1 protein-coding gene is annotated in these 2,122 nt (G+C 55.9%); it reads right to left on the bottom strand.

What is annotated here, in order from left to right; translation table 11 throughout:
* Positions 1-190 precede the first annotated feature (190 nt).
* Entirely contained in the window at positions 191-1,885 is a 1,695-nt protein-coding gene (locus LK493_RS10010) for a phospho-sugar mutase (protein ID WP_227790917.1), read from the bottom strand.
* Positions 1,886-2,122 lie beyond the last annotated feature (237 nt).

Consider the following 2,122-nt stretch of genomic DNA (forward strand, 5'->3'; position numbering starts at 1 on the left):
TTCCCGGTTCCACCGGGCCGCGCGGCAAGGAGATATATTGCCAGACCGGAGGGGCGCCGGGGGCGGGAATCTGGGCGTACACATTTCCTACACATCTAAGTACTCTCGGCTGGCTGGTTAAAAACAGGAGGGGACCTCGCATCCGAGATCCCCTCTTTCGCCCATCTATAGCAATAGACTCTTAAATACCTTATGCCAGCAGCTTGCGACCGGACTCCTCGATCGCGTCAAGTGCTGCATCTGCCTCGGCGGCATCCGCGCCCTTAGCGAAGATGTACAGCTTAATCTTGGGCTCGGTGCCGGAAGGACGAACAATACCCTTGTTGCCACCCTCAAGATCGAACTCAATAACATTAGCCTTCGGCAGGCCGTTCACGCAGGTGTTGTAATCAACGACGGCCTCAATCTTGGAACCGGCGAGCTCCGCGGGCGGGTTCTCGCGCAGACCGGCCATGATGCCGGCCATCTTTGCCGCACCCTCAGCACCCGGATAGCTCAGCGAAATCGTCTTGTTGTGATAGTAGCCATACTTCTCGTACAGCTCGTGCATCGCGTCGGCAAGGTTCTTTCCCTGGAGCTTGTAATACTGCGCCATCTGGCAAATCAAAAGCGAAGTGCTCACGGCGTCCTTGTCGCGCACGTGGTCGCCGGCCAGATAGCCGTAGCTCTCCTCAAAACCGAAGATAAAGCGATCGACCTCGCCAGCATCGGAAAGAGAAGTAATGATGTCGCCGATGTACTTGAAGCCCGTCAGGCAACGACGGAGCTCAAAACCGTACTCGTCGGCCAGAGCGTCAACCATGGCGGAAGAAACGATAGTAGTGACAGCAACCTTCTTAGTGAGGTCCTCACCGCGAGCAGCGCGGGTCTTGCAGATATAGTCGAGCAGCAGAACGCCCATCTCATTGCCGGTCAGCAGCAGATAGTCATCGCTATTCTTAACGGCAACGCCAACGCGATCGGCGTCAGGATCGGTTGCAAGCAGCAGATCAGGGTGAACCTGCTCGCACAGGTCAATGCCCTTCTGCATGGCCTGGCGAATCTCGGGGTTAGGATACGGGCAGGTCGGGAAATCGCCGTTAGGCTCCTTCTGCTCGGGAACAACCGTGACATCGGTGATGCCAGCGCGCTCGAGCACCGTCGTGACGGGAATGAGGCCGGTGCCGTTGAGCGGAGTGTAGACGAGCTTAAGCGGAGCGCCAGCGATCTCCTCGGCAGAAAGGTTGGTCACGCCGCGGGCGAGAACGGCGTCATAATAACGCTCGAGGCACGAGTCATCGATCCATTTGACCAGACCCTGCTCAAGAGCCTCATCGAAGTCCATGGACTTCACGCCGGTAAACGCATCGGTCTCGGCGATAGCCTTAGAAATTGCATCGGCAGCCTCGCTGGTAATCTGGCAGCCGTCGGGGCCATAGGCCTTATAGCCGTTATAAGGCGCTGGATTATGACTAGCGGTCATGCAAATGCCACCGGAGCACTTAAGGTCACGGACGGCCCAGGAAAGCGTCGGCACGGGAGAAATCTTAGGATACACGAGAGCAGTCACGCCGTTTGCGGCAAGAATGGCAGCCGTCGTCTTAACGAACAGTTCACCCTTATTGCGGCTATCGCGAGCGATGGCAACCGTCGGATGCTCGAAGGTCGCATTGAGATAGTCAGCAAAACCCTGCGTCGCGCGACCAACCGTATAGATATTCATACGGTTAGTGCCTGCACCGATAGTGCCACGTAGACCGGCGGTACCGAAGGCGAGATCTTGGAAGAAAGCGTCGGTGATGGCGTCTTCGTCACCCTGCTCCTTCATCGTGTTGAGCTCAGCGAGGAGCTCCTCGTCCTTGACATTGGCAATCCAAGTATCAAGCAGCTCATGAACATCTGCCATGTGAGTCCTTCCGTCACAATCAATAAAACAACCCGTGTAAAAACGGGACAAGCGCAGCAGCGCGCTAAAGCAAATATTAGTCCATTGGGGACAGAGAACCGGCCAAAGAACGGTGAACGTTTATATTCACCGGTGGATGATTGGATTGATTTAATTGTTCAAAGAATAATGCCAATAAACGCAAAAAGGGGGAGGCCGCGAGGCCTCCCCCTTCTAAGTCCAAGCGTACGGCTCGGT

This window comes from Collinsella aerofaciens, from assembly GCF_020709435.1.
Classification (GTDB): domain Bacteria; phylum Actinomycetota; class Coriobacteriia; order Coriobacteriales; family Coriobacteriaceae; genus Collinsella; species Collinsella aerofaciens_AU.